The following is a 21,072-nucleotide window of genomic DNA, read 5'->3' as shown; positions in this document are numbered from 1 at the left end:
CCTGTCCACCCGTTGAACGGGCTCCAGCTCCCCGATCGCACCGGGGAGCTGGAGCAGGGGTCAGTATCTCATCGACCCGCTCGGCCTGATCCGGGGAACGGGCGTCAGCAGGTCACCAACCCCACCGGGGAGCGGCTTCAGTGAGTCGCGGACCCGCCGCCCCCGCCGGGGAGCTGGCCGCGGATGGCGCCGTCGGGATACTTCGCGTTGTGCACGTTGACGTAGTACCGATCCGGCGACGTGACGATGCCGTGCAGCTCGTTCTGGGTCAGGACGAGCGCGGCGTTCGAGCCGCTCTGTTGCTTGGCCGCCTTGATGCAGCCTTTCGCGGGACCCTTGGTCGGGGCCTTCAGGGTGACGGTGATCGGACCTGCCACGCCCCTCTTGCCCCGGTGGATGTGGGCGGCCGTGGCGGGCAGGATGCGGTCGGCGGCGATGGTGTAGCAGAGCGTCTCGCCCTTCACCTGGTAGGTGAAGGCGCCATGCCCGTCCGGGTCGCCTGGACCCGGCACCTCCTGCCGACCGGTCATGACGACGCGTTGCCCGCGGTCGGCGGCGCCGGCGGGGCTCGCGGTGGCGGCCTGGCTCGCGGTGCCGGTCGGGCTCGCGGTGCCGGTCGGGCTCGCAGTGGCGGGGCCAGGGAGGGCTGCGAGGCCGGCGACGAGGGCCGCGGTGGTGAGGGTGGCGACTGCCAAGGGTCTGCTCATGGGATGTGGTCCTCTCCCATCACACTTCAGGACACCCTGCCGCACTCATGTGTCGGTATTTCGAGGCGGCGAATCATGGGCGAAGCGGCTTGACGGTAAGCACCTGTACCTGCCGGAGACAGCGCCGGTAATATCCGCATTTATGCTGCGCTGTGCCGTATTGGATGATTACCAGGATATCGCACTCGGCCTCGCCGACTGGTCCCCGGTGCGGGCGACGAGCTTTCGCGAGCACTTCGCCACGCAGGACGACCTGGTGCGGGCCGTACGCGACCACGAGATCCTGGTGATCATGCGGGAGCGCACGCCGTTCCCCGCCGAGCTCTTCGCCCGGCTCCCGAACCTGCGCCTGCTCATCACGACGGGCATGCGCAACGCCTCCATCGACCTCGACGCCGCCCGCGCCCACGGCGTCACGGTCTGCGGCACCGCCGGCAGCTCGGCGCCGCCCACCGAGTTGACCTGGGCCCTCATCCTGGGCCTGGCCCGCCACCTGATCCCCGAGGCCACCGCGCTGCGGACGGGCGGTCCCTGGCAGCACACGATCGGCCTGGACCTGCGCGGCAGCACCCTCGGCCTGCTCGGCCTCGGCAAGATCGGCTCCCAGATGGCCGCCATCGGCCGCGCCTTCGGCATGGACGTGGTCGCCTGGAGCCGCAACCTCACCGCCGACCGCGCGGGCGAGCTGGGCGTACGGTACGCGGCCACGAAGGAGGCACTGCTGGCCGAGTCGGACATCGTGTCGATCCACCTCGTCCTCGGCGACCGGACCCGCGGGCTGATCGGCGCTCCGGAGCTGGCACTGATGCGTCGCACGGCGTATCTGGTCAACACCTCGCGGGCGGCCATCGTCGACCAGGCCGCCCTGATCGAGGCGCTGACGGAGGGCCGCATCGCCGGCGCCGGGCTGGACGTCTTCGACCAGGAGCCGCTTCCGGACGACCACCCGCTGCGCACGCTGCCGAACGTCCTGGCCACGCCGCACCTCGGCTACGTCACCCAGAGCAACTACCGCACGTACTTCCAGGAGGCCGTGGCCGACATCGCGGCATTCCTCGCGGGCGCTCCGATCCGGCTGCTCACGTAACCCCCCTCGCGGGCAGCCCAGTCCAGCTGCTCACGTGGTCTTCCCCCGTGCCCGGAAGGCCGCGGTCTTGACCCGGTTCTGGCAGGCGGTGGAGCAGAAGCGGCGTGTGCCGTTGCGCGACACGTCCACGTAGACCCGGTCGCAGTGCGGCGCCGTGCACACGCCGAGCCGGTCGAAGAACTCGCCGCCGAGCACGATCGCGAGCCCGGTGGCGCAGCTGGCCGCCCAGTCGCCGGCCAGGGTGCCGCCCGTGCCGTGGAAGTGGAGGTGCCACGGCTCGCCGTCGTGCCGTTGGAGCGTCGGCCGGGCGTGCGACTCTTCGAGCAGGCTGTTGACCTGCGTCGCCGCCGTGTCGATGTCGTCCGCCGCGACGGCCTCGAAGACCATGCGCAGACGCGCCGCGATCTCGGCGTACGCGCCGCCCTCCGCCTCGGTGACCTCGGGATGCGTGGGGTAGACGGTTCGGAGCACGTCCGTGGCGGCGGCGGCGAGATCGTGCGGCGCCGGCCAGGGCCGCCCCCGGCTCTCGCCGGGGGTCAGCACATTGACCACCGCGACGGCGACTCGGACGACCGCGTCCGTGTGACTGTTGAAATCCACTTGACCAGTTACATCCAATGCTTTAGCTTGTGACTGTCTAAAGCTTAAACGAGGGTCACAAGGAGACGACGTGCTCACTCACGAGATCGCACTCGACTGGATCGCGCGCTGGGACCGGCAGCAGGAGGGCTACCTGCCCGACCGCGAGGAGCGCTTCACCGCGTTGATCGACGCCGTCGAGGCGCTGGGCCGCCCTGACCCGCTGGTCATCGACCTGGGCTGCGGGCCGGGCTCGCTGTCCGCCCGCCTCCTGGAGCGGCTGCCCAAGGCCACGGTGATCCCGGTCGACGCCGACCCGCTGCTGCTCGGCCTCGGCCGGGCCGCGTACCCGCGGCTCGGCTTCGTCGACCTCGACCTGCGTACACCGGGCTGGACAGACTCGCTGTCCCTGGACCGCCCGGCCGACGTCGCGGTGAGCACCACCGCGCTGCACTGGCTCGCCGTGCCGGAGCTCCGGAAGTTGTACGCCGATCTGGTCTCCGTGCTGCGGCCGGGCGGGCTGCTCCTCAACGGCGACCACTTCGACTCCGACGACGCCACCACTCCGGCCATCGCCCGGCTCGAACGCGCCGTCCACGACCGCCACACCGACCGGGTGTTCGCCGACGGCCGGCCCGAGGATTGGCGGCAGTGGTGGGACGCGATCGCCGCCGAGCCGGCCTTCGCCGAGCTCAACGACGCCCGCACCGCTCGCACGACCGCGGGCGCGAATCACAGCGGCACCGAGTCCGGCCTGCTGTCCCAGCACGTCGAGGCCCTGCGGGCGGCGGGCTTCGCCGAGGTCGGCACGCTCTGGCAGCGCGGCAACAACCGCCTCCTCTGCGCCGTCCGCGCTTGACAGCCGTCCGCGCCTGACCGGGGTTCCTAGCCCCACACCTCCCGCGCGGTCTCGGCGATCAGGGCCAGCTTGGCGAACTGTTGGTCGGCGTCGAGCACGTTGCCCTCGACAGTCGAGGAGAAGCCGCACTGCGGGGACAGGCAGAGCTGGTCCAGGTCGATGAACTTGGCGGCCTCGTCGATGCGCCGCTTGAGCGCGTCCTTGGACTCCAGCTCGCCGTGTTTGGTGGTGACCAGGCCGAGCACCACCATCTTGCCCGGCGGTACGTAGCGCAGGGGTTCGAAGCCGCCCGAGCGCTCGTCGTCGAACTCCAGGAAGAACCCGTCCACCGCCAGCTCGCCGAACAGCGCCTCGGCCACGAAGTCGTAGGCCCCGGAGGCCGCCCAGGAGGAGCGGAAGTTGCCGCGGCACATGTGCGTGGTGATCGCCATGCCCTCGGGCTTGGCCGCGAGCGCGATGTTGATCTGCTTGATGTAACGCAGGTGCATGTGCTCGGCGTCGTCGCCGCGTTCGGCGAGCTCGGCCCGCTGTGCCGGGTCGTTCAGGTAGGCCAGGCTGGTGTCGTCGAACTGCAGGTAGGTGCAGCCCAGTTCACCGATCTTGCGCACCTGCTCGGCGTAGGCGGCGCTGAGGTCGCTCCAGAACTCCTCGACGTCGGGATAGACGTCCGGGTCGATGGAGGCGGGACCGCCGCGGTAGTGGACCATGCTGGGCGAGGGGATGGTCAGCTTGGGCATCGCCGTGGTCACGGTGTCGCGCAGGAACGTGAAGTGGTCGGCGAAGATCGGCTCGGTCAGCCTGATCTTGTCGTGCACCCGCATCGCCGCCGGGGTGTACTCGAGGTCGCCCTGCTCGTTGTGGAAGCGGACCGTGATGTGCTCGCCGGTGGCCTGGCCGATGCCGCCGAGCTGGTAGATGAAGTCCATGTGCCAGGAGGCCCGGCGGAACTCTCCATCGGTCGCCGCCTGCAGGCCCAGCTCCTCCTGCCTGCGCACGACCTCGCGGATCGCCTCGTCCTCCACCTCGCGCAGCGCCTCGCCGGTGAGGCTCTCACGGGCGCTGAGCAGGGCGGGTGGCCGGAGCAGGCTGCCGACATGGTCCGCGCGGAAAGGTGGGGAGGTGCGCATGTGGATCACCTTCTCTAGGCGTACGTAGTACGCCCAAAGTTAGGCCACTGTGCAACGACTGTCACTATTCTGCCCAACGTCCTCCTGATCACAATGTTGGGCACTCTATTGACAGCCGTAAAGGGCCTGCCTACATTCAGGGCCACATTCGCGGTCCTGGAGGTCCTGATGCGCAGGTTTCTCCCGTCTTTGGCCTGTCTCGTTCTCGCCACGGCCGCGTGCGGCAGCGGTGGCGGGGGCGGCGGATCCAGCGCTCAAGACCCGATCAAAGTGGGCCTCATCGTCTCGCTGACCGGCAACTACACCCCACTCGGCAGCGAGGACAAGAAGGCCGTCGAGCTGGCCGTCGAGCAGATCAACAACGGCGGCGGCCTGCTGGGCCGCAAGGTGGAGCTCGTCGCCCGCGACGACAAGACCGCGCCGGACCAGGGCATCGTGGCCTACAACCAGATCAAGGGCGAGATCGACGCGCTGATCGGCCCGGTCTTCTCCAACTCGGCGCTGGCGATCGAGCCCCTGGCGCAGCGCGACAAGATGCCCTACCTGTCGCTGGCCCCCGCCCAGGAGCAGGTCGAGCCGATCAAGTCGTACGTCTTCGTCACCCCCGCGCTGTCCAGCATGTACGCCGAGCGCTACCTGCAATACCTCCAGGCCACCGGCCTCAAGACGGTCGCGGTCGCCTACGACTCCAAGAGCGCCTACTCCGTGTCCGGGCACAAGGCCATGGTCGCGCTCGCCCCGAAATACGGCGTCAAGATCGCCGTGGACGAACCGTACGAGACCACGACCTCCGACTTCAGCCCGCTCTTCACCCATGTACGCGGCTCCGCGGCCGAGGCGCTGGTCTTCTGGGGCTCCGGCGCGCCGGGCGTCACCGCCGCCAAGCAGTACGCCGCCGCGGGGTTGAAGGTGCCGCTGTTCCTGACCGCCTCCCAGGCCAGCAAGCTCTGGCTGGAGCCGATGGGCGCGGCGGCCGAGGGGATGACCGTGCAGAGCGCCATCGGCGTGGTGGGCGAGCAGTTACCCGATGGCAAGCAGAAGCAGGTCATCGAGCAGATGGCCAAGCCGTACCAGCAGAAGTACGGCTACCCGCCGCCGCAGTTCGCGCAGGACGGCTACAGCGCCGGCCTGCTGCTGTTCGAGGCGATCAAGAAGGCCGGCGGCACCGACAAGGCCAAGATCCAGCAGGCACTGGAGACCATGGACCTGGTCACCCCGAACGGCCGGTTCCGCTACTCTCCCACCGACCATTCCGGGCTCTCCCCCGAGTACATCTCGGTCAACACCGTGAAGAACGGCCAGTTCATCACCACGCCGTGGGCCAAGGCGCAGCTCGCCAAGACCGTGGCCGCGGAGTAGCGGTGCTGGCGGTCACCGGGATATCGCGCTCCTTCGGAGGCGTCTACGCCGTCGACGACGTCACGCTGAGCGTCGCGGACGGCGAGGTGTGCGGGATCATCGGGCCCAACGGCGCGGGCAAGTCCACGCTGTTCAACCTCGTCACCGGCCACCTGCTCGCCGACCGCGGCGAGATCACCTTCCTCGGGCGCCGGGTCGAACGGCTGGCGCCCCACAGCCGGGCCCGGCTCGGCATGTCCATCGTCTTCCAGGGCGCCCGGGTGTTCCGCGGCATGACGGTCAGGGAGAACGTCATGGTCGGGACGCACAGCCGTACCCGGGCCGGGTTCGTCTCGGCGGCGCTGCGGCTGCCACGGCATCGCGCCGACGAGCGGGAGATCGCCCGCGAGGCGGACCTCGCCCTCGACCGGGTGGGGCTGGCCGAGTGGGCGGACCGGCCCGCCGACCAGCTCCCGATCGGCCAGCAGCGCGCGCTGCAGCTGGCCCGCGCCCTGTGCGCGCGGCCCCGGCTGCTGCTGCTCGACGAGCCCGCCTCCGGGCTGCGCGGCGGCGAGCGCGAACGGCTCGCCGCCCTGGTCGAGGAGCTGCGCGCGAGTGGGCTGACCATCCTGCTCATTGAGCACGACGTCGCCTTCGTGACCCGGCTCGCCGACCGCGTCGTCGTCCTCGACCTCGGGCGGGTCATCGCGGACGGCTCCCCCGCCGAGGTGCGCGCGGACCCGCTCGTACTCGCCGCCTATCTCGGACAGGCTTCATGATCGACGTCCGCGACCTGGTCGTCTCGTACGGCGCCGCCACCGCGCTCGATCACGTCACACTCTCGGTACGGCGCGGCGAGATGGTCGCGCTGCTCGGCCCGAACGGCGCGGGCAAGTCGACACTGGCCAACACCCTGGCGGGCCTGCTCACTCCGGCCTCCGGGACCGTGCGGATCGATGGCCGGCTGGCGCTCATCCCCGAGGGCCGCCAGGTGTTTCCGGATTTGTCGGTCGCCGACAATCTCGCCCTCGGCGGCTGGCGCTCCCGGCAGCGCGACCCGTCGTTCGTCTACCAGCTGCTGCCGCAGCTGGCCGAGCTGGCCGGCAGGCGGGCGGGCGTGTTGTCGGGCGGCGAACAGCAGATGGTGGCCTTCGGCCAGGCCCTGATGGCGCGGCCCGACGTGCTCGTGGTCGACGAGCTGTCGCTGGGGCTCGCCCCCCTGCCCACCGCCAAGCTGGCCGAACACCTGGTCGAGCTCAACCGTACGCATGGGCTGACGGTGCTGCTCATCGAGCAGAACGCGCGGCTGGCCTTCGAGCTGTGCCAGCGGGCCTACGTCTTGGAATCCGCGCGCGTGGTGGCCGAGGGCGAGTGCGCCGAGCTGGCCGACGACCCGCGCGTGGCCGGCGCGTACCTGGGCGGGGCGATCACATGAGCGCGTTCATCGGTTACCTGCTCAACGGCCTGGCCGTCGGATGCGCGATCGCGCTCATCGCCAGCGGGCTGGTCACCATCTACCGGGTCACCGGGGTGGTCAACTTCGCCCAGGGCACCTTCGCCGTCGTCGCCGGGCTCTGCACCTCCTCGCTGCTGGGGCTCGGGGTCCCCCACGGGGTCAGCGAGGTCGCCGCCGTCCTGGTCGCCGCGCTCGCGGGCCTGCTGACCGGCCTGGCCGCCACCGGCAAACGGGACACCACCCCGCTGTCGTCGCTCATCGTCACGCTCGGCGTGGGCGTCCTCGCGTACGCCGTCGAGATCGTCCTGTGGGGTGACCAGCCGCGCTCGGCCCCCGGCCTGGCCGGTTCGGTGACCATCGCCGGGGCCCACGTTCAGACCCAGCATCTGCTCGTCATCGCCGTCACCGCGGCGACGTTCGTCCTGCTCGTCCTGTTCTTCGGCCGTACGTACCTGGGCAAGGCGCTGACCGCGTGCGCCTCCAACCCCTTCGCCGCCCGCGTCATCGGCATCGACACCCGGCTGATGGGCCTGCTGGCCTTCGCCCTGGGCGGGCTGCTCGGCGGCATCGCCGGAGTGCTGGTCACGCCGCTGCGGCCCATCTCGTTCGACACCGACGTCACGCTCATCGTCAACGGCTTCGCCGCCGCCGTGTTCGGCGCGCTCACCCGTCCCGGCGTCGCGCTCGGCGGCGCGCTGCTGCTCGGCGTCGCCGAGACGATGGCGGCGGGATACGGCTACGGGTCTCACCAGCTGGAGGTCGCTCTGGGTCTCATGCTCGTCGTCATGGTCGTACAGGCGAGCCGCCGATCGACGATTCACCAGGAGACGGTGTGAAGCGGGCGGCCGCCGGGCTGCTGATCGCCGCCGTCACGCTCGTCCTGCCCGCCGTGCTCGACGACAGCTCACTGGCCGTGTACATCCTGCTCGGCCTGGCGGCCATGGTCACGGTCGGGGTCTCCCTGCTCATGGGGTACGCCGGGCAGGTCTCCCTGGGCCAGGGCGCCTTCTACGCCATCGGCGCCTACACCGCCGCCCTGCTCGCGCTGAACGGCGTCCCGCCCCTGGCCGGGCTGATCGCCGCGCCCGTCGCGGCGGCGGCGTTCGCCCTCGTCATCGGTACGCCGCTGCTGCGGCTGCGCGGCCACCACCTGGCCTTCGCCACCCTGGCCATGCAGCTGATCCTGCTCTCCCTGGCCGGGCAGCTGGACTTCACCGGCGGCGACATCGGGCTGCAGGCCATCCCCCGGTTCGGCATCGGCTCGGTCGAGGCGGAGAGCGCGTCGGCGTACGCCTATCTGACGTGGGCGGGCCTGGCCCTGGTGATGCTCGTGACGCACAACGTGATCGCCTCCCGGCCCGGCCGGGCGCTGCGCGCCCTGGCCACCAGCGAGACCGCCGCCGCCTCCGCCGGGATCCCGGTCGGCCGCTACAAGCTCGTCGTGTTCGCGCTGTCGGCCGCCTTCGCCGGTCTGGCGGGTGGGATCTACTGCTTCTACACCGGGTACGTCGCGCCGGGGTCGTTCCCGGTGCTCATCTCGATCCAGTACATCGTCATGGCCGTCGTCGGCGGCCTGGGCACGATCTGGGGAGCCGTCGTCGGGGCCACCGCGATCACGCTGCTCGTGCAGGGGCTGGACCGGGTCGCGAACCTGCAGGGGATGCCGACGTACGCGCCGAGCGTGCTGTCGTACGCGGTCTACGCGCTCGTCCTCATCCTCGTCGTCCTCTTCATGCCCCGGGGGCTGCTGCCCACGTTCGCCCGGCGTAGTTCGCCGAATCCGCGCGGCAATTCCCGGTGAACCTGCCGATGAGGAATAGCGGTGAACCTGGATCGGGGGTCACTGCGTACTTCGTGGCAATCGACTTTCCGGAGACTTGCCATGAGGATCCGCTATTCGGCCATTGTCCTCGCGCTTTTCGGTGTCGCCGCGTGTAATGGCGGCGGCGAACCGGCGGCACCGGCGTTCGCGGGCGGCGCGACCGCGAATCCGCTGCCGGCCGGCGCGTCGGTCTCCCCTTCCGAGGCCAAACGCATTTTCGACGGGTACGAGCGGGTGGCCGAGCAGGCGAGTTCGAAGGGCAAGGGCTGGGAGGCCGCGGAAGCCGGGCTCTCGCTGCAACTGACCAACGCCGACGCCCGGATGGACACGCTGCTCGGCGAGCGCAGGAGAGGCCGCGCCGGGGCCACCAAGACCCGGTTCGCGATCCCGGCGAGTGGCGACTGGTTCCTGGCCGAGTACAAAACCGGGTCGAACTGGACGCAACTGATCTTCCAGCAGACCACCGAAGGGTGGCGCGTGGTCTCCGCCTCCGCGACACAGCCACCCGCCATCGCCAAGGACGGCAACGGCTACGCCACCGCGCTGAACGTGGACGAGCGCGGCGGCCTCGCCGTCTCACCCCGGCAGGCGGCCACGACGCACGCGCGCCTGATGAGCACACTCGGCGCGGACGCGGACGCCAAGCAGCTGTTCGCGGCCGGGGATTACACCACCAAACTCGTGGCGAGCCAGCGGAGTGACCGGAAAAAGGCGCAGGGCCAGTGGAATCTCAAATACCAGCCGCAACTCGCACCGGAGATCTTCGCCCTCAAGACATCGGCCGGCGGTGCCGTGGTCTGGTACGGCATGCGCGAACTGGACACCTTCACCGCCCGTGCCGGCGCCGCGCAATTGGGGCTGTCACAGCCCGGTTGGAAGGCGCTGAGCCGCGGCGCGTTCTACAAATCCAAGGTCACCATGGAGAGCGGGGCCATTTATGTCGCCGTCATTCCTCCGTCGTCCGGAAAGGTGCGGGTGATCAGCCAGTGGTTCGCACCATTCCGCGTTAGCGGATCATGAGCGCATATGGCGGCAAATGTCCCGAGGGAAAGATTCTTTTACCAGCCCTTTACCGTGCGTAGTAGATCGCTTACTGTGTGTGCATCCGGCCTGGTCACGAGCCAGACAGCCCTCCGCACGATGAAAGGTGCACAGCATGCGCGCTCTCCCTCTCGTCGCTCGAACCGCCGCACTCGTCGCCGCGATCTTCCTGGCGGCACCGGCCCTCTCCGCGGCCGCCAATCCTCTCCCGCGACCCGCCGTCCTCGGCGCCCCGCCCGTGGACAAGCTCAGCGCCGTCTGCTTCAAGCTGCCGTACTTCGGTCCGAAGGGGCACGCCAACTTCGATTTCGGGCCGAAGGTCGTCCAACTGCTCAATGACCGGGGCGTCAAGGTGGAAGGAGTCGACCCGATCGAGGCCAAGCCCGGCAACAAGGGCGTCTACATGCCGATCGGCTGGCAGCAGGACCACATCGACCCCTGCAACGGCGTGTACTACCCGGGCGGCTTCACCCTCAACGACGTCAAGAGCGGCCACAAGGTGACGATCCACGACATCCGCCTGCGCGCTGACGGCACTCACGCCGAGGTGACGATCGACGGGGTCGAGCAGGGCGAGCAGCTCGTGGCGACGTACAAGCTGCACGAGTTCCTGCCGACCGTGGCCACGCCCCGCCCGCTGGAGGGCGGCGTCGGGCCGAAGTACTGGCCGTTCTACGTCAGCCCGTACCTCAGCACCACGGTCAAGGACATCACCGGCATCACCCTGAACGCGGGCGAGTACCTCGCCAACCTCGACGCGGTCGTCCAGTACGTGTGACGTAACAGTCCGGCACCCGCGGCGACGGAGAACCCCCTTCGTCGCCGCGGACCGGCCGGAACCGCGTACGAGACCATCCGCGAAGCGAGGGACATGATGCTGAACCTCATCGGCAGACGGCCGTGGCTCATGGCCGCCGCCGCCTCCACCGCCGTACTGACCGGCGCCGTGCTGCTCGGTCCGGCGATGAACGCCGTCACGGCGACCAGCCATTGGGACGCCCCGGGGACGTTCAAGGACAAGGTCATAGACGCCAGCGACCTGTACGCCTTCACCAGCCCGGACAAGCCCGACACGGTGACCATCGTCGCAAACTACATCCCCTTCCAGATCCCGTACAAGCCCTACCAGTTCGACACCAACGTCCAATACGACCTGCACATCGACAACACCGGCAGCGGCAAGGCGGCCATCACCTACCGCTGGACCTTCCGCAACAAAGGGCTCCCGGTGCCCTCGTTGCTGCGGCGCGAACGCCAGAAGGCCGGACCCGAATCCCTGGTGGAGCAGAGCTTCACGCTGACCAAGCTGCGGCCGGGCCAGCCCGATCAGACCCTGATCAGGGATGGTTACGTCGGCCCGTCCGACATGGGCATCCTGATCACGCCCGGCTACCAGAGACTGCGCCAGAAGGCCGTGATCGACCTGCCCGGCGGGGGAAAGGTCTTCACCGGGCAGGCCGCCGACCCCTTCTTCAGCGACAACAAGGCGGTGAACCTGCTCAGGTTCGGCATACCGTTCCCGCCGCTGGCCACCGGCGTGCCGATGAACGTCGACTCGCTCGCCATCCAGGTCCCCAAGTCCGAACTGGCCCTGGGCGGCGACCCCACGGCCAACCCGGTCGTCGGCGTGTGGACCACGGCCGCCCGCAAGTCCTTGAACGGCGAATACAAGCAGGTGTCACGGCTGGGCAACCCCAACTTCAACGAGGTGCTCATCCCGTTCGCCTCGCGTGACCGCTTCAACGGCATGCGCCCGCAGGACGACGCCGGCAGCGGCCTGATCGTCGAGTCCACCCGGGACCCGGAGCAGGCCAGAACCGTCGAGCGGCAGGCCGGGGTCAAGGCGCCCGCCCCGCCGCGCGCGGACCTGGAGGAGATCTACCTCACCGGCCTGACCACCAAGCGGGGCGGCCCGCTGAAGGAAGACCTCAACTCGCAGCTGCTCAACCGGGACGCCTCCGGCTTCACGCCCACGGAGCAGTTGCGGCTCAACATGAGCACCCCCGTCACTGCCAAACCGCACAAGTACGGCTACCTCAAAGGCGACAAGCAGGGCTATCCCAACGGCCGCCGCCTCACCGACGACGTGGTCACCGTCAACCTCCGGATGCTCCTCGGCGAACCGGCGGCACCGGGCGCGCCCAATCTGATCGACGAGAACAACCCGGTCTTCCTCACCGCACCCATCACCGGCAGCTTCCCGTACGTCGCCCTGCCGGTGCACTAGACCGGCCGGGTGCATTAGACCGACAGATCGCCCTGACCGACCGAGGACTGATGAGACGCGTACGGAAAGCGCTACCGCTGCTGGGCTGCGTGCTACTGGGCTGCGCCCTCCTGGCCTGGTTCGCCCCCGGCGCCTGGCTGCGCCGGGACGAAACGCCGCCCACCCCTCCGCGGCGAACGGCGTACGAACCGGCCGCGTTCATCGATCAGGCCCAGGACCACCTGCGCCGCCATCCCGGCGACACGCGGACCTGGGCCGACCTCGGCGGTGCGTACCTGGAGCAGGCCCGCCGCACCGGCGACCCGGCCTTCTACAGCAGGGCACAGGGGGCGTTCCAGCGCTCCCTGCCCGACATCGACGCCGTGATCGGGATGGGCGCCCTGGCCAACGCCCGCCACGACTTCGCCCTCGCGCTGCGCTGGGGCACGCGGGCGCGCACTGCCGCGCCGTACCGATGGCCGCTGTACGCCGTGCTCACCGACGCGTACGTGGAGCTCGGCCAGTACGTCAAGGCCGACCGGGTGCTCCGCCACCTGCTCGACGGCCGTCCGGACCTGGTCTCCTTCACCCGCGCCGCGCACCTGTTCCACCTGCGCGGGCAGAGCGCCCGTGCGCGCGAGGCCCTGGAACGGGCCCGCGACATCGCCTCCGACCCGGCCGACTACGCCTTCTGCGTGTGGCAGCTCGGGGAGCTCGCCTGGAGCGACGGCGACCCGCGCGCCGCCCTGTCCGCCTACACCGAGGCGCTGGCCGCCGACCCCTCGCACACGCCCTCCCTGGCCGGCAAGGCCCGCGCCGAGGCCGCGCTCGGGCGCCTCGCCGACGCGCGCCGCGACTACGCCGACGCAGTCACGCGCAGTCCCTCCTTCGTCGTGGAGTACGGCGAACTGCTCCAGCACCTCGGGGACCAGGCCGGAGCTCGGCGGATGTACGCGGTGTTTCGCGCGCAGGTCAAGCTGCAGGCGGCGAACGGCGTAACGGACTCCCTCGCCGTCGGCCGATACGAGGCGGACCACGGCTCACCGGCCGTCGCCGTGCGGGAGCTGCGGGCGGAGTGGGGGCGGCGGCACAGCGTGGACGTGGCCGACGCGCTCGGCTGGGCCCTGCACCGGGTCGGGCGCCATACTGAGGCCGCCCGGTATGCCGCTTACGCCGACCGGCTCAGCGGGCGGAACGCGCTGTTCGCTTACCACCGTGGGGAAATCTCCCGCGCCCTCGGCCGGACCTCTTCCGCTCACGCCGAGCTGACCAGGGCACTGTCCATCAACCCGTACTTCTCGCCGGACGGCCCGGCAAAGGCCCGCGCGGCGCTGGGCGGCGCGGCATTGGACAGCTCGGCATTGGGCGGCGCGGCACCTCGTGGCCCGGCGAAAGCCCGTGCGGCGCTGGGCGACGTGGAATTGGACGACGCGCCACCCCATGGCCCGGCGCAGACCCGTCCGGCGCGGGGCGGCGCGGCGTGATCGGCGTTGTCGCCGCTGCCGTGATCCTGGCCGCGCACCCGCTGGGGAACCTGAGCGTCAACCACTACGACGGCCTGAGTGTGTTCCTCGACCGGATCGAGGACACGGCGATCATCGACAGCGCCGAGATCCCCACCCTGCAGCAGCGCCAGGACACCTCCGGACCGCCCGACGCCTACGCGGCACGCGCCTGTGGGGAGCTGGCCGGCGCGGTGCGCGGCCAGGTCGGGGAACGGCCGCTGGCCTGGCAGGTCACCAGCGCGTCCTTCGCCTACCGCCCCGGGGCCGCCGGACTGCCCACCAGCAGGCTCACCTGCCGCCTGACCGCTCCCCTACGCGTCGACCGGCCGCTCACTCTGACCTTCGCCAACCCATACCGTGGCGCGGCCGTCGGGTGGCGGGAGATCACGGCGTCCGGCTCCGGTGTCCGGCTCAGCGCGTCCAGTGTGCCCACCCGCAGCGTGTCCGGTGAGCTGCACACCTACCCGGCGGACCTGCTCAGCTCCCCGCTCGACGTCCGCCAGGCCCGCTTCACGGTGGAGCCGGGCAGTGGCGGCCTCGGGACACCGGCCCGTGTGCCCGGTACGGACGTGCTCACCCGCTACACCGGGCTGCTGGCCGACCGCCTCAACAGCCTGGTCGGGGCCGACCGGCTGACGGTCCCGCTCGGGCTGCTGGCCCTGCTCGTGTCGCTGGTCCTGGGTGCCGTCCATGCCGCGCTGCCCGGCCACGGCAAGACCGTCATGGCCGCGTACCTGGCCGGGCGTGACGGCCGCGTTCGTGACGCGCTCGCCGTGGCCGCGACGGTGACGTTGACGCACACGGCCGGGGTGATCGTGCTGGGCGTGCTGCTGTCGGTCTCCACCTCGGTCGCCGGGGAGACGGTGCTGGGCTGGCTCGGGGTGATCAGCGGGCTGCTCATCGCGGCGATCGGCACCGCCCTGCTGCGCTCGGCCGTCGTACGACCCGCGAGCCAGCACGCGCACGGACACGCGCAGGCGCACGGGCACGGGCATTTCGCTCCGTCCGGGCGGGGTGTGGTCGGGCTGGGGGTCGCGGGCGGGCTGGTGCCGAGTCCGTCGGCCCTGGTGGTGCTGTTGGGGGCGATGGCGCTGGGGCGCACGGCGTTCGGGATCGTCACGGTCGTCTGTTACGGACTGGGCATGGCCCTGACCCTGCTCGCCGCGGCCCTCACCGTCCGCCGCCTGGCCGACCTCACCCTGACGAACCGGCTGAACAGGCTGCGCCCGTACACGGCGACGATCACCGCCGCACTCGTCCTGCTCGTCGGCATCGGCATCGCCGCCCGCGCCCTGGCCTCCCTCCTCTGAGACCGCGCCGCTGGTCAGGTGTCAGGTGGCGGTCGCCACCCGGCCTCCGAGACGGCGCCGCGGGTCAAGTGGCGGTCGCCACCCGGCCTCCGAGACGGCGCCGCTGGTCAGGTGGCTGTGGCCACCCGGCCGACGGGAGTGAGCCGGTCGCGCCGGTCCAGCCGTCTGACTGCGGCCGCGGAAGCGAGCCCGGCGACGGCCAGCAGCAGCCAGGGCAGAGCGGCCAACCGCGTCGTACGAGCCGCGTCGAGCAGGGCGCCGGCGACCAGGTTGCCGGCCAGGATGCCCACGCCCGAGGCCAGGTTGTAGATCCCGTAATAGGTGCCGATCAGCCGATCTCCCGCCATGTCGGCGATGGTGGCCATCTCGAAGGGAAAGGCCATCAGCGTGCCGACGGTGAGCAGAAGAGTGCAGGCGAGCACGGGCAGCATCGCCCACACCGGCGCCAGAGGCAGGTTCGCCACCGCGGCCGGTGGCAGGAAGGCGAGCCCCATGAGCGCCAGACCGCGGCTGATCGCCTGGCCGCGGCTCCAGCGCGCCGCGCACCAGGTGGTCAGGTGCACCTGCCCGGCGATGCCGAGCAACGCGGAGAGGGCGTACAGCGCCATCACCCCTGCCTGGCCGCCGCCGAGCCGCTGCACCTGCAGCGGCAGGGCCAGGTACATCTGGTACGACAGCGCGTACGAGGCGATCATCGCCGCGGCGAAGGAGACGAACGCCCGGTTCCCGAACGCCGCGCGCCACTCGCGCAGCACCGGCTGGTGCTCTGCCGCCCGAGGGCGCCGGGCCGGAAGGCACGCGCCTTGCAGGACGGTCAGCACCGCGAAGATCGCCGCCGCGGACAGGCACACGGCCGGGAAGCCGACGCTCATCAGCGCGATCCCGGCCAGCGGGCCGAGCAGGATGCCCGCCTGGTAGAACACGTTGAACACGGCGAAGGCCGCCACCTTGCGCTCGCCGGCCTCGACGGCCAGGTAGGCGCGGGCCGCCGGGTTGAACAGCGCCCCGGCGAAGCCGGTCACGGCGGCTGCCGCGAGGAGCCAGGGCAGTGAGGTGGTCAGCCCGAACAGGGCGAACCCGATCGTACGCAGCGCGCACCCGGCCATGATCATCGGCTTGTAGCCGAGCCGGTCGGCCAGGGTGCCGCCGATCAGGAACATGCCTTGCTGGCTGAAGTTCCGCAGGCCCAGGACCAGCCCGATGGTCCAGGCCGCCAGGCCCGCGGCGGCCGACAGGTGCTGGGCGAGGTAGGGCATGAGCATGTAGAAGCCGAGGTTGATGCCCAGCTGGTTGATCTGCAGAAGTTGAATCGGCCGGTCGAAGGAGCGGAACTGCCGCAGCGCGCCGCTCATCGCGTTCCCGCCAGTGGGTCCATCACGTGGGCGCAACGCGTCCAGCGGTGTACCTCCCGCTCGCTCGGCGCCGGCAGGAGGTCCGGTTCCTCCGCCGGGGTCGTGTCGAGCAGGCCGTGCCGCTGGCAGTACTCGTCGTCGAAGATGGTGTTCCAGTATCGCCAGGGCCCGTCGGGGAAGATCGCGACGATGGTCTGACCGGGGGTGGTACGCGCCAGCCAGCGGGCCACCAGGGTGACCGCGCCGGTGCTCCAGCCACCCGAGATGTAGTGCCGGGCGGCCAGGGCGCGGCACGCCCAGACCGCTTCGGCGGCGCTGACCCAGTGCACCTCGCTGAAGGCGTCGTAGGCGACGTTGCGCGGGTGGATGCTGGAGCCCAGGCCGCGCATCAGCCGGGGCCGGGCGGGCTGGCCGAAGATGGTGGAGCCGACCGTGTCGACGCCGATCAGTCTCAGCTGCGGGAAGTGGCGGCGCAGCACCTTGGAGATGCCCGCGCTGTGCCCACCGGTGCCGACCGAGCACACCAGCACGTCGATGTGCGGCAGCTGGGCCAGCAGTTCGTGGGCGAGACCGGCGTAGGCGTCGACGTTGTCGGGGTTGTTGTACTGGTCGGGACAGTAGGAGCCGGGAAGGTCGGCGAGCAGGCGCTGCACGCGCTCCCGGCGGGCCTGCTGCCAGCCGCCGACCGGGTGCGGCTCGGTGACGATCTCAAGGCGGACGCCGTAGGAGGTCAGGAGCCGGCACATCAACGGCTCCATGCCGAGGTCGCCCACCAGCACGACCGGGTGGCCGAACACGATGCCGGCCAGAGCCAGGCCGAGCCCCAGGGTGCCGCTGGTCGATTCGATGATCGTCGCACCCGGTGCGAGCTCCCCCCGGGCTCGTGCCTGGCGCACCATGTGCAGGGCGGGCCGGTCCTTGATGCCGCCCGGGTTGAAGCCTTCGAGCTTGGCCCAGAATCCCCCTCCCCCCGGTACGAACGGCTCGGAAATGAACGCCAGCGGCGTATTGCCGACGGTGAGCGACAGAGTGGAATAGGCGGCCTCTTGCGGGCGCGCGAACATTGCTGGTGATGACATTGATAAAATCCCCGAAGAATACGCGAAATTCACGGCACGGCGATATGACCGCGAACTTGGGCGGGCAGTGGACGACGAAAGCAGACGCAGTCCTGGCCTATACGCGCATCACGCTTTCCTGATCGGGCCTGACCCCCCGGCCGATATCGGCCGGCGACGAAGCGGCCACGGCGGTCCGCGGTGCCGCCGGGCAGGGCAGCACGACCGCCGGCCCGGCCGGCAAGGTCGGCGCGCCGGTGGGATTGGTGGCTGAGCGGTCCTGCTCGGTTCCGTGTACATGGCCTACGGGCAGGTCACGATGCAGGCAGCGGACGCCGTGCCTGACCGGAGAGACCCCTCGGGCCGCCGGCTGAGCGCCGTGAGCGAACGCAGAAACCCCTCCGCCGGCCGGCTGAGCGCTGTGAGCGACCGGTTCCGACAGTTCCACGGCCGCGCACGCGCCGCCATGGGCGAACACCACGCTGAGGACCAAGGCGATCGCGAACACCGCGTGCGTCAGCAGCCGGCCGGTGCCACGGGCGGCCGGTCGGCGCGAACGGAGCGTTCGTGTCGCAAGCATCACCGGTGATAGTGCCCGAAAGGCAGCCGGACGCGCCCCGCAATAGCAATGCTTCCGGTAAAGCTCGTGCCGTCATCCGGTTTCGCGGGCGCGTCGATGGCCCGCTCACCGACATGGGGGAAAGAGCGTCCTACCGTACGGCCATTTCTCCCGTACCGCGATTTACGGTGGACATTCGCGCCTCGCGTGAATCGCGCGGATATCAGGTGGAGTCCCTCATGACCCTGTCCCGACGCCGGATCCTCGCCGGGCTCGGCGCGCTGGCCGCCGGCGCCGCGACCCGCCCAGCTGTGACGCCCTCGGTCCCGGCCACGACCCGCCCCGCCCCAGCCGCGACTCCCCCAGTCCCGGCCGTCACGCCTTCAGCCCCGGCGGTGACGTGCCCAGCCCCAGCCCCGGCGGAGGCGCTGACCGTACCCGGCGGCGGTCTGACCCCCGAGCAGCTGGCCCAGGACGAGGGTTTCTGGGCCACCGTCGCCCGCCAGTTCCAGGTGAGCGCCGACTTCGTCAACCTGGAGAACGGCTACTACGGCATCATGCCCGAGCCGGTCCGGCTGGCGTACCACCGCAACATCGACCAGCTCAACGAGCGCAGCTCCCACCTGCTGCGCACCGCGTACAAGCCGCGAGCCGACCAGATCCGCGACCGCATCGCCACGCTGCTCGGCGTCACCAGGGACGAGATCGCACTGACCCGAGGCGGCACCGAGGCGCTGCAGAGCCTGATCTCCGGCTACCGCCGCCTGCGCCCGGGCGACGGCATCATGTACGCCGACCTGGACTACCACAGCGCCCAGTACGCGATGAACTGGCTCCAAGCCCGGCGCGGCGTCCACCTCGCGCGGATCGTCATCCCCGAGCCTCCCACCCGTCAGGCGGTGCTGGAGGTCTACGAGCGCGCGCTACGTGAGCACCCGAAGGTGAGACTGCTGCTGCTCAGCCACATGAACAACCGCACCGGCCTGGTCACGCCGGTGCGCCAGATCGTCGCCATGGCCCGCCAGTACGGCGTCGACGTCATCGTCGACGCCGCCCACTCCTGGGGGCAGCTCGACTTCACCCTGCCCGACTTCGACGCCGACTTCGCCGCCTTCTCCCTGCACAAGTGGATGAACGTACCGCTGGGGGCCGGATTCCTCTACATCCGTGCCCAGCGCCTGGCCGACATTGACCCCCTCTACGCCGACGAGACCTATCCGGCCACCGACATCCGCTCCCGCGTGCACTCCGGCACCATGAACGTCGCCCCCTTCCTCACCGCCGACACCGCCCTGGACTTCCACGACACCCTCGGCGCCGAGGTCAAGCAGGCCCGGCTGCGCTTCCTGCGTGATCGCTGGGTCCACCAGCTGCGCGACCTCCCCACCGTGCAGATACTCACGCCGGACGAGCCCGACATGTACGGCGCCATCACCGCCATGCGACTGCGCCGCCGTACCTCTGAAGCCGACAACCAGGCCGTCGCCGACGAGCTCATGACCCGGCACCGGATCTTCACCGTCGCCCGCACCGGGATCACCGGCGGCGCCGCCGTACGCGTCACCCCGGCCCTGTTCACCTCCGCCGACGATGTGGACCGGCTCGCCACCGCACTGCGCGACATCGCCCGCAGAGAGGCGTGATCGGGCCCTGCTCCAGACCGCCGCCGCCCTTCGGAGACCGCCTAGGGGATCAGCGGAAGCTCAGCTCGTACTCGACCTGCTCGATCGGATTGCCGTCACCGAAATCATGCTTGCGAGCCGCACCCGACTCGGTGAAGCCGCTCTTGGCGTAGAAGCGGCGTGACTGGGGTGTGTCGCGCAGCGTCCACAGATGTACCCCGCTGAAGCCCTCCTCGCGCAGCCTGGTCAAGGAGGCGGCGATCAGGGCGCCCGCGCTGCCGGTGCCCCACCCGTCCGGGTGGCTGTAGAAGCCGAAGATCTCCGCGTCTCCTGGGCGCGTCGGCGAGGGACCGAAGTAGGAGAAGGTCAGCGGCCGTCCATCCAGGGCGGCGAGCAGGATGGTGCCTTGCCCGTCCGCGAGCGTGTCGTGCCACTTCTCGCGCCGGCTCCGTACGGCTTCGGCGAAGTACTCCGGGTCGAAGAAGCCGTCGTAGGCCACCTTCCAGGACTCCGCGTGGATCTCCCCCACCACGTCTCCGTCATCCGTGGTGGCCTGAAATGTCGAGATACCTTCTGCCATGAGGTGATTCTTTCATTTTGGGCCTGCCGTCACCGCCCGAGACCACGGCGATCCCGGTGCAGGCGGCGCCCGCCCGGCTCGCTGGACCAAGCTGGCGGGCAGGCGCCGCGGTCATGGGTCAGGCGCCGCGGACGGCCTCGAAGCGTGAGATGACGTCGGTCCAGTTGATCAGGTCCCAGAGCTTCTCGACGTAGTCCGGGCGCACGTTGCGGTACTGCAGGTAGTACGCGTGCTCCCAGGCGTCGAAGACCAGCAGCGGAGTGGTGTTCATGCCGACGTTACCGTGGTGGTCGTAGACCTGTTCGACCACCAGCCGACGCCCCAGCGGCTCCCAGGCCAGCACGCCCCAGCCCGAGCCCTGCACGGTCGCGGTGGCCGTGGTGAGCTGTTTGGCGAAGGCGTCGAAGGAGCCGAAGTGCTCGTCGATGGCCGCGCCCAGCTCGCCGTCAGGGCGGTCGCCGCCGTCCGGGGACAGGTTCTGCCAGAAGATCGTGTGCAGCACGTGGCCGGACAGATTGAAGGCGAAGGTCTTCTCCAAGCCGACCAGGCCGCCGTACTCGCCCTTGTCCCGGGCCTCGGCCAGCTTCTCCAGGGTGTCGTTGGCCCCCTTGACGTAGGCGGCGTGGTGCTTGGCGTGGTGCAACTCCAGGATCTCCCCGGTGATCGCGGGCTCCAGCGCCGCGTAGTCGTAGGGCATGTCCGGAAGGGTGTAGTCCCCCATGTCGGTCTCCTCATGCGGCCATTAATGCATCTAACTTGCAATAACGATATATGTGCAAGTAGATCCAAGGGAACCACAGGGCGCCCGCCCAGACGCGAGGCGCCCCCGGGCAGGCAGCCAGCAGCGGGCGAGCCGCCGAGCAG

At 70.3% G+C, this 21,072-nt stretch carries 20 protein-coding genes; 13 read left to right on the top strand and 7 right to left on the bottom strand.

Annotated elements, in window-relative coordinates:
• Positions 1-137: 137 nt before the first annotated feature.
• A complete protein-coding gene (locus AB0C30_RS54370; RefSeq protein ID WP_357959767.1) occupies positions 138-707 on the bottom strand; it encodes a CHRD domain-containing protein in 570 nt (189 codons plus the stop codon).
• A 160-nt stretch (positions 708-867) separates the two neighbouring features.
• Here AB0C30_RS54370 and AB0C30_RS54365 point away from each other — a divergent pair, with 160 nt between their 5' ends.
• Complete coding sequence (locus AB0C30_RS54365; protein WP_357959764.1) at positions 868-1,794, top strand: D-2-hydroxyacid dehydrogenase family protein; 927 nt, start codon at positions 868-870, stop codon at positions 1,792-1,794.
• A 30-nt stretch (positions 1,795-1,824) separates the two neighbouring features.
• Here AB0C30_RS54365 and AB0C30_RS54360 read toward each other — a convergent pair whose 3' ends face one another.
• Positions 1,825-2,394 carry a CGNR zinc finger domain-containing protein gene (locus tag AB0C30_RS54360; protein WP_357959760.1) on the bottom strand — a complete coding sequence of 190 codons (570 nt, stop codon included), beginning with the start codon at positions 2,392-2,394 and terminating at the stop codon, positions 1,825-1,827.
• Positions 2,395-2,464: 70 nt separating this feature from the next.
• Here AB0C30_RS54360 and AB0C30_RS54355 point away from each other — a divergent pair, with 70 nt between their 5' ends.
• On the top strand, positions 2,465-3,232 hold the full coding sequence (locus tag AB0C30_RS54355) for a class I SAM-dependent methyltransferase (RefSeq protein WP_357959757.1): 768 nt from the start codon (positions 2,465-2,467) through the stop codon (positions 3,230-3,232).
• A 26-nt stretch (positions 3,233-3,258) separates the two neighbouring features.
• Here the strand turns inward: AB0C30_RS54355 and AB0C30_RS54350 are convergent, their stop codons facing one another.
• Complete coding sequence (locus tag AB0C30_RS54350; RefSeq protein ID WP_357959754.1) at positions 3,259-4,359, bottom strand: 5-methyltetrahydropteroyltriglutamate--homocysteine S-methyltransferase; 1,101 nt, start codon at positions 4,357-4,359, stop codon at positions 3,259-3,261.
• A 168-nt stretch (positions 4,360-4,527) separates the two neighbouring features.
• On the opposite strand from AB0C30_RS54350, the gene AB0C30_RS54345 reads away from it, so the two are divergent.
• The 10 genes from AB0C30_RS54345 (at position 4,528) to AB0C30_RS54300 (ending at position 15,037) form a co-directional block, all read left to right on the top strand.
• Complete coding sequence (locus tag AB0C30_RS54345) at positions 4,528-5,718, top strand: ABC transporter substrate-binding protein (protein WP_357959751.1); 1,191 nt, start codon at positions 4,528-4,530, stop codon at positions 5,716-5,718.
• 2 nt (positions 5,719-5,720) lie between these two features.
• The gene (locus AB0C30_RS54340; RefSeq protein WP_357959748.1) at positions 5,721-6,476 is read left to right on the top strand and encodes an ABC transporter ATP-binding protein; all 756 of its coding nucleotides are present in this window, start codon (positions 5,721-5,723) and stop codon (positions 6,474-6,476) included.
• Positions 6,473-7,132 carry an ABC transporter ATP-binding protein gene (locus tag AB0C30_RS54335; protein WP_357959745.1) on the top strand — a complete coding sequence of 220 codons (660 nt, stop codon included), beginning with the start codon at positions 6,473-6,475 and terminating at the stop codon, positions 7,130-7,132. The genes AB0C30_RS54340 and AB0C30_RS54335 overlap by 4 nt, the downstream gene beginning before the upstream one ends.
• Complete coding sequence (locus tag AB0C30_RS54330; RefSeq protein ID WP_357959742.1) at positions 7,129-7,989, top strand: branched-chain amino acid ABC transporter permease; 861 nt, start codon at positions 7,129-7,131, stop codon at positions 7,987-7,989. The genes AB0C30_RS54335 and AB0C30_RS54330 overlap by 4 nt, the downstream gene beginning before the upstream one ends.
• Positions 7,986-8,954: a branched-chain amino acid ABC transporter permease gene (locus AB0C30_RS54325; RefSeq protein WP_357959739.1), complete on the top strand. Its 969-nt coding sequence runs from the start codon at positions 7,986-7,988 to the stop codon at positions 8,952-8,954. The genes AB0C30_RS54330 and AB0C30_RS54325 overlap by 4 nt, the downstream gene beginning before the upstream one ends.
• Positions 8,955-8,975: 21 nt before the next feature.
• On the top strand, positions 8,976-9,995 hold the full coding sequence (locus AB0C30_RS54320; protein ID WP_357959736.1) for a hypothetical protein: 1,020 nt from the start codon (positions 8,976-8,978) through the stop codon (positions 9,993-9,995).
• Between the two features lie 136 nt (positions 9,996-10,131).
• Positions 10,132-10,794, top strand: coding sequence for a hypothetical protein (locus tag AB0C30_RS54315; protein WP_357959733.1), 663 nt, complete (start codon positions 10,132-10,134; stop codon positions 10,792-10,794).
• 93 nt (positions 10,795-10,887) lie between these two features.
• Positions 10,888-12,243, top strand: a complete 1,356-nt coding sequence (locus AB0C30_RS54310; RefSeq protein WP_357959730.1) for a DUF4331 domain-containing protein — start codon at positions 10,888-10,890, stop codon at positions 12,241-12,243.
• Between the two features lie 50 nt (positions 12,244-12,293).
• On the top strand, positions 12,294-13,706 hold the full coding sequence (locus AB0C30_RS54305) for a tetratricopeptide repeat protein (protein ID WP_357959727.1): 1,413 nt from the start codon (positions 12,294-12,296) through the stop codon (positions 13,704-13,706).
• Entirely contained in the window at positions 13,703-15,037 is a 1,335-nt protein-coding gene (locus AB0C30_RS54300; RefSeq protein WP_357959724.1) for a sulfite exporter TauE/SafE family protein, read from the top strand. The genes AB0C30_RS54305 and AB0C30_RS54300 overlap by 4 nt, the downstream gene beginning before the upstream one ends.
• Before the next feature lie 107 nt (positions 15,038-15,144).
• On the opposite strand, the gene AB0C30_RS54295 is transcribed toward AB0C30_RS54300, so the two are convergent.
• Both AB0C30_RS54295 and AB0C30_RS54290 read right to left on the bottom strand, forming a co-directional pair.
• The gene (locus AB0C30_RS54295) at positions 15,145-16,389 is read right to left on the bottom strand and encodes an MFS transporter (protein ID WP_357959721.1); all 1,245 of its coding nucleotides are present in this window, start codon (positions 16,387-16,389) and stop codon (positions 15,145-15,147) included.
• A complete protein-coding gene (locus AB0C30_RS54290) occupies positions 16,386-17,468 on the bottom strand; it encodes a PLP-dependent cysteine synthase family protein (RefSeq protein WP_357959718.1) in 1,083 nt (360 codons plus the stop codon). The genes AB0C30_RS54295 and AB0C30_RS54290 overlap by 4 nt, the downstream gene beginning before the upstream one ends.
• Positions 17,469-18,245: 777 nt before the next feature.
• Here AB0C30_RS54290 and AB0C30_RS54285 point away from each other — a divergent pair.
• Complete coding sequence (locus AB0C30_RS54285; RefSeq protein WP_357959715.1) at positions 18,246-19,649, top strand: aminotransferase class V-fold PLP-dependent enzyme; 1,404 nt, start codon at positions 18,246-18,248, stop codon at positions 19,647-19,649.
• 49 nt (positions 19,650-19,698) lie between these two features.
• Here the strand turns inward: AB0C30_RS54285 and AB0C30_RS54280 are convergent, their stop codons facing one another.
• A complete protein-coding gene (locus tag AB0C30_RS54280) occupies positions 19,699-20,208 on the bottom strand; it encodes a GNAT family N-acetyltransferase (RefSeq protein ID WP_357959713.1) in 510 nt (169 codons plus the stop codon).
• A gap of 118 nt (positions 20,209-20,326) precedes the next feature.
• Positions 20,327-20,929 (bottom strand): superoxide dismutase, encoded by a 603-nt coding sequence (locus AB0C30_RS54275; protein WP_357959710.1) that lies wholly within the window; start codon positions 20,927-20,929, stop codon positions 20,327-20,329.
• Between the last annotated feature and the right edge of the window lie 143 nt (positions 20,930-21,072).

Source organism: Nonomuraea sp. NPDC048901, from assembly GCF_040649695.1.
Lineage (GTDB): Bacteria > Actinomycetota > Actinomycetes > Streptosporangiales > Streptosporangiaceae > Nonomuraea.
The sequence above is the reverse complement of the archived record's forward strand: the minus strand, read 5'-3'. Positions and strand labels throughout refer to the sequence as shown.

Bases quoted from the DNA above. Each gene is read 5' to 3' on its own strand.
- AB0C30_RS54295 (WP_357959721.1), bottom strand. From the start codon at position 16,389: ATGAGCGGCGCGCTGCGGCAGTTCCGCTCCTTCGACCGGCCGATTCAA.
- AB0C30_RS54290 (WP_357959718.1), bottom strand. From the start codon at position 17,468: ATGTCATCACCAGCAATGTTCGCGCGCCCGCAAGAGGCCGCCTATTCC.
- AB0C30_RS54280 (WP_357959713.1), bottom strand. From the start codon at position 20,208: ATGGCAGAAGGTATCTCGACATTTCAGGCCACCACGGATGACGGAGAC.
- AB0C30_RS54285 (WP_357959715.1), top strand. From the start codon at position 18,246: ATGACCCTGTCCCGACGCCGGATCCTCGCCGGGCTCGGCGCGCTGGCC.
- AB0C30_RS54310 (WP_357959730.1), top strand. From the start codon at position 10,888: ATGATGCTGAACCTCATCGGCAGACGGCCGTGGCTCATGGCCGCCGCC.
- AB0C30_RS54315 (WP_357959733.1), top strand. From the start codon at position 10,132: ATGCGCGCTCTCCCTCTCGTCGCTCGAACCGCCGCACTCGTCGCCGCG.
- AB0C30_RS54350 (WP_357959754.1), bottom strand. From the start codon at position 4,359: ATGCGCACCTCCCCACCTTTCCGCGCGGACCATGTCGGCAGCCTGCTC.
- AB0C30_RS54335 (WP_357959745.1), top strand. From the start codon at position 6,473: ATGATCGACGTCCGCGACCTGGTCGTCTCGTACGGCGCCGCCACCGCG.
- AB0C30_RS54330 (WP_357959742.1), top strand. From the start codon at position 7,129: ATGAGCGCGTTCATCGGTTACCTGCTCAACGGCCTGGCCGTCGGATGC.
- AB0C30_RS54345 (WP_357959751.1), top strand. From the start codon at position 4,528: ATGCGCAGGTTTCTCCCGTCTTTGGCCTGTCTCGTTCTCGCCACGGCC.
- AB0C30_RS54275 (WP_357959710.1), bottom strand. From the start codon at position 20,929: ATGGGGGACTACACCCTTCCGGACATGCCCTACGACTACGCGGCGCTG.
- AB0C30_RS54370 (WP_357959767.1), bottom strand. From the start codon at position 707: ATGAGCAGACCCTTGGCAGTCGCCACCCTCACCACCGCGGCCCTCGTC.
- AB0C30_RS54305 (WP_357959727.1), top strand. From the start codon at position 12,294: ATGAGACGCGTACGGAAAGCGCTACCGCTGCTGGGCTGCGTGCTACTG.